6 protein-coding genes are annotated in these 5,372 nt (G+C 39.9%); 5 read left to right on the top strand and 1 reads right to left on the bottom strand.

Translation table 11 applies throughout. From position 1 onward, the window contains the following. Positions 1-88: 88 nt before the first annotated feature. From mutY to HT728_RS10360, 5 genes are all read left to right on the top strand, one after another. The gene (mutY, locus tag HT728_RS10380) at positions 89-1,264 is read left to right on the top strand and encodes an A/G-specific adenine glycosylase (RefSeq protein ID WP_173235125.1); all 1,176 of its coding nucleotides are present in this window, start codon (positions 89-91) and stop codon (positions 1,262-1,264) included. A gap of 55 nt (positions 1,265-1,319) precedes the next feature. Further along, positions 1,320-2,024: a response regulator YycF gene (yycF, locus tag HT728_RS10375; protein ID WP_173235123.1), complete on the top strand. Its 705-nt coding sequence runs from the start codon at positions 1,320-1,322 to the stop codon at positions 2,022-2,024. Further along, a complete protein-coding gene (vicK, locus tag HT728_RS10370) occupies positions 2,017-3,366 on the top strand; it encodes a cell wall metabolism sensor histidine kinase VicK (protein WP_173235121.1) in 1,350 nt (449 codons plus the stop codon). Before yycF ends, vicK begins: the two co-directional genes overlap by 8 nt. 1 nt (position 3,367) lies before the next feature. Continuing rightward, the gene (locus tag HT728_RS10365) at positions 3,368-4,177 is read left to right on the top strand and encodes an MBL fold metallo-hydrolase (protein WP_000004962.1); all 810 of its coding nucleotides are present in this window, start codon (positions 3,368-3,370) and stop codon (positions 4,175-4,177) included. Positions 4,178-4,260: 83 nt separating this feature from the next. Continuing rightward, positions 4,261-5,034, top strand: coding sequence for an ion channel (locus HT728_RS10360; protein WP_173235119.1), 774 nt, complete (start codon positions 4,261-4,263; stop codon positions 5,032-5,034). A gap of 163 nt (positions 5,035-5,197) precedes the next feature. Here HT728_RS10360 and HT728_RS10355 read toward each other — a convergent pair. Further along, the coding region (locus tag HT728_RS10355) for a transposase (RefSeq protein ID WP_173235117.1) at positions 5,198-5,372 on the bottom strand (175 nt) is incomplete at its 5' end.

Below are 5,372 nucleotides of genomic sequence, written 5' to 3'. Positions count from 1 at the left end.
TCTTTGATTTTCATTGAGTTTCCCTTGGGAAGAGGTTTTTTAATATTAGGAAAAGGACAGTTAGAGTCTTCTGTGTTATACTAGAGATATGTTAGATTTGAAAGAATACGGTATCGTTATGTGGTCAGAGGAGAAGATTATTTCTTTCCGTCAGAAACTTCTCGCTTGGTATGATGAAAATAAAAGAGATTTACCATGGCGTAGGAGTAAGAATCCTTATCATATCTGGGTGTCTGAAATTATGCTCCAACAGACCAGAGTGGATACGGTTATCCCTTACTATGAACGATTCTTGGACTGGTTTCCAACAGTGGAAAGTTTGGCAACTGCCCCTGAAGAACGTTTGTTGAAGGCTTGGGAAGGTTTGGGTTATTATTCTCGAGTTCGTAATATGCAGGCTGCAGCCCAGCAGATTATGACTGACTTTGGGGGTCAATTTCCAAACACCTATGAAGGAATTTCTAGTTTAAAAGGGATTGGCCCTTACACAGCAGGAGCCATTTCCAGTATCGCTTTTAATTTGCCTGAGCCAGCTGTAGATGGTAATGTCATGCGGGTTTTGGCGCGTCTGTTTGAAGTCAATCACGATATTGGGATTCCAAGTAATCGCAAAATTTTTCAGGCAATGATGGAAATCTTGATTGACCCAGAACGGCCAGGTGACTTTAACCAAGCCTTAATGGACTTGGGCTCAGATATTGAGGCTCCTGTAAATCCCAGACCAGAAGAAAGTCCAGTTAAGGACTTTAGTGCTGCATATCAGAATGGCACAATGGACCGTTATCCAATCAAGGCTCCCAAGAAAAAGCCAGTTCCTATTTATCTTAAAGCCTTGGTGGTCAAAAATACTCAGGGGCAATTTTTACTTGAAAAAAATGAAAGTGAAAAACTATTGGCAGGTTTTTGGCATTTCCCCTTGATAGAAGTTGATAACTTTTCGCAAGAGGAGCAGTTTGACCTCTTCCATCAGGTTGCAGAAGAAAGTGTGAACTTTGGCCCCAGTCCAGAGGAGAGTTTCCAGCAGGACTATGACCTAGATGTTGCTTGGCTTGATGTTTATTTTGAGACTGTCAAGCATGTCTTTAGCCATCGTAAATGGCATGTACAGATTGTAGCAGGTCAGGTGAGTGACTTTCATGATTTTTCAGATAGAGAAGTTCGCTGGCTTTCACCAGAAGAGTTCAAGGATGTCCCACTTGCCAAACCCCAACAAAAAATCTGGCAGGTTTATGCAAAATCCAACTTAGACAGTAGCAAAGACTAGCTATCGTGTCTTCTTGTTATTTTTTTGGTATAATAGTAGAGAAAAAGGTGAACATATGAAAAAAATACTAATTGTAGATGATGAAAAACCAATCTCGGATATTATCAAGTTTAATATGACCAAGGAAGGTTACGAGGTTATAACTGCTTTTAATGGTCGTGAAGCGCTAGAGCAATTTGAAGCAGAGCAGCCAGATATTATTATTCTGGATTTGATGCTTCCGGAAATTGATGGTTTAGAAGTTGCTAAGACTATTCGTAAGACCAGTAGTGTTCCTATTATCATGCTGTCAGCGAAAGACAGCGAATTTGATAAGGTTATCGGTTTAGAGCTTGGTGCGGATGACTATGTAACCAAACCCTTCTCAAATCGTGAGTTGCAGGCGCGTGTTAAAGCTTTGTTGCGTCGTTCTCAACCTATGCCAGTAGATGGGCAGGAAGCAGATAGCAAACCTCAACCTATCCAAATTGGGGATTTAGAAATTGTTCCAGACGCCTACGTGGCTAAAAAATATGGCGAAGAACTAGACTTAACCCATCGTGAATTTGAACTTTTGTACCATTTGGCATCGCATACAGGTCAAGTCATCACGCGCGAACACTTGCTTGAGACTGTCTGGGGTTATGACTATTTTGGTGATGTCCGTACAGTTGATGTGACTGTCCGACGTCTGCGTGAGAAGATTGAAGATACGCCCAGCCGACCAGAGTATATCTTGACGCGCCGTGGTGTAGGGTATTACATGAGAAATAATGCTTGATTTACTGAAACAAACGATTTTTACCAGAGATTTTATCTTTATCCTGATTTTGTTAGGTTTCATCCTTGTTGTGACCCTCCTATTACTAGAGAATAGACGTGATAATATTCGATTGAAGCAAATCAATCAAAAGGTCAAAGACTTGATTGCAGGAGATTATTCTCAGGTTCTTGATATGCAAGGTGGGTCTGAAATCACCAATATTACCAATAATTTGAATGACTTGTCGGAGGTTATTCGTCTCACTCAGGAAAATCTAGAACAAGAGAGTAAGAGGCTAAATAGTATTCTGTTTTATATGACAGATGGGGTTCTTGCGACCAACCGTCGAGGTCAGATTATCATGATTAACGATACAGCCAAGAAGCAACTGGGGCTGGTTAAGGAAGATGTTCTGAATAGAAGCATTTTGGAAGTTCTCAAGATAGAAGAAGAATATGAATTGCGTGATTTGATTACCCAAAGTCCAGAATTGTTGCTAGATTCCCAAGACGTCAATGGCGAATATCTGAGCCTTCGAGTTCGCTTTGCCTTGATACGTCGAGAGTCTGGCTTTATTTCAGGTTTGGTGGCTGTTTTGCATGATACGACGGAGCAGGAGAAGGAAGAACGCGAACGGAGACTCTTTGTGTCCAATGTTAGCCATGAGTTACGGACTCCTCTGACCAGCGTAAAATCCTATCTTGAAGCCTTGGATGAGGGAGCTTTGTGTGAAACTGTAGCACCAGACTTCATCAAGGTGTCTCTGGACGAAACCAACCGTATGATGCGCATGGTAACTGACCTCCTTCATCTCTCTCGGATTGACAATGCGACCAGTCATCTGGATGTGGAGCTGATTAACTTCACTGCCTTTATTACCTTTATCCTCAACCGCTTTGACCAGATAAGAGGGCAGGATGAAGAGAAGAAATACGAACTGGTGAGAGATTACCCAATTACCTCAGTCTGGATAGAGATAGATACAGATAAGATGACACAGGTGATTGATAATATTCTTAACAATGCCATCAAGTATTCGCCAGATGGTGGGAAAGTCACAGTGACCATGAAGACAACTGATGATCAGATGATTTTATCCATCTCAGACCAAGGTTTGGGTATTCCTAAGCAGGATTTACCACGTATTTTTGACCGTTTCTATCGTGTAGATCGTGCTAGAAGTCGTTCCCAAGGTGGTACAGGTCTAGGACTGTCTATTGCCAAAGAAATTATCAAACAACATAAGGGCTTTATTTGGGCTAAGAGTGAATACGGTAAGGGATCAACCTTTACTATTGTGCTCCCTTATGATAAGGATGCAGTGAAAGAAGAAGTATGGGAGGATGAAGTAGAAGACTAGAATGAGTGAAACAGGCTTTAAATACAGTATTTTAGCGTCGGGTTCCAGTGGAAATTCCTTTTATCTGGAAACACCAAAAAAGAAGCTTTTAGTGGATGCAGGCTTATCTGGCAAAAAGATTACTAGCCTACTTGCTGAAATTAATCGCAAACCAGAAGACTTGGACGCCATCTTGATTACCCATGAGCATTCAGACCATATCCACGGTGTGGGTGTTTTGGCTCGCAAGTATGGTATGGATCTTTATGCCAATGAAAAGACTTGGCAAGCTATGGAAAATAGTAAATATCTTGGCAAGGTGGATTCTTCGCAAAAGCATATTTTTGAAATGGGCAAAACCAAAACCTTTGGAGATATTGACATCGAGAGTTTTGGTGTAAGCCATGATGCAGTCGCACCGCAGTTCTATCGCTTTATGAAAGATGATAAAAGTTTTGTCCTTTTGACAGATACAGGTTATGTCAGTGACCGTATGGCAGGGATTGTCGAAAATGCGGATGGCTATCTTATCGAGTCCAATCATGATGTAGAGATTTTGCGAGCAGGTTCTTACGCTTGGCGACTCAAACAACGAATCCTATCGGATCTGGGTCACCTTTCTAACGAAGATGGTGCTGAAGCTATGATTCGTACCTTAGGAAATCGCACTAAGAAAATCTACCTTGGTCACTTGTCTAAGGAAAACAATATCAAGGAGCTGGCTCACATGACCATGGTCAACCAGCTAGCACAAGCTGATCTGGGAGTTGGAGTAGACTTTAAGGTTTATGATACCTCACCAGATACCGCAACACCATTGACAGAGATATAAAAAGAAGGCGAGTGCCTTCTTTTTTATAAATTAGTAGATATTTGTTGTGGTATAATGTTTAAAAATGACATAGGAGAAGTAGTGTGAAAAGAAAATGGTTATTTAAGGATTACTATGACACAACAATTATTTTACTTGCTTTAATCTCTGTTATTCTGGTATTGCTTGGATTTGCTGAGATGATTGATTTGGACAATCCGCCTTATAGTATTATTGATTTAGCAATCTGGAGCGTTTTTGTAATTGATTATAGTTGGCGCTTTTTTATTACTAAAAGAAAATGGCGCTTTATTCTTGAAAATATTTTTGATTTATTGGCTATTCTCCCTTTAAATGCTATTTTTACAGTGTTTCGATTAGGGCGTATCTTTCGTTTAGTTAAACTAACAAAATTACTGAAACTGACTCGTTTACTCAGAATAATTGGACTTACAGGTAAATTAGAAAGAAAAATTAGTAGATTCTTACGGACAAATGGCCTGATTTATATCTTTTATGTTAATATTTTTATCGTTCTAGTAGGAAGTTCAATTTTATCTGTAGTTGAAGAAAAATCTTTCTCAGATAGTCTTTGGTGGGCTCTTGTGACAGTAACTACTGTTGGTTATGGTGATATTGTTCCAGTTTCCCTTTTTGGGAAATGGCTAGCAGTTTTACTGATGCTTGTCGGTATTGGAACAATAGGGATGTTAACAAGTGCCTTGACGAACTTTTTTGTAAAGGATAATCCAGATGAACAGATAAAACTTAATCAACTTCAAGATGAATTATCTAGTCAGAGAATATTACTAGAGAAGCAATCTGAGAAAATCGAAGAACTGCATCGGATGATACAAGATTTGCTTGAAAAAACATAATAAAAATAAAGATGAGACAAAATCATAACCACCCGTCAAACGGGCGGTTTGTCCCAGGGTTATAAGCCCAAATTACCAGCCAGCGCCTAAAGACGCTGGCTTTCACTTTGTTCAAGCCTCATTGCTCTTGACTCGTCACTTGCCTCTTAAAGAGGCTTTAGTATTACTTACCACTATCCCTAAAGGGATCCTCATATTCTTTTACACTCAATTTATCTGGTGCTATATCATGCTTTTCCTGTTCTTGGATATATTTCTTAATTGTGACTTCATTAAGCCCTACTGTACTTACATAATAACCTTCCGCCCAGAAATGCCGATTCCCAAACTTGTACTTG

It is taken from the genome of Streptococcus sp. 544 (genome assembly GCF_013277385.1).
GTDB lineage: Bacteria > Bacillota > Bacilli > Lactobacillales > Streptococcaceae > Streptococcus > Streptococcus mitis_BA.
This window is presented reverse-complemented; position numbering and strand designations above follow the sequence as displayed.

Bases quoted from the DNA above. Each gene is read 5' to 3' on its own strand.
- mutY (WP_173235125.1), top strand. From the start codon at position 89: ATGTTAGATTTGAAAGAATACGGTATCGTTATGTGGTCAGAGGAGAAG.
- vicK (WP_173235121.1), top strand. From the start codon at position 2,017: ATGCTTGATTTACTGAAACAAACGATTTTTACCAGAGATTTTATCTTT.
- yycF (WP_173235123.1), top strand. From the start codon at position 1,320: ATGAAAAAAATACTAATTGTAGATGATGAAAAACCAATCTCGGATATT.
- HT728_RS10365 (WP_000004962.1), top strand. From the start codon at position 3,368: ATGAGTGAAACAGGCTTTAAATACAGTATTTTAGCGTCGGGTTCCAGT.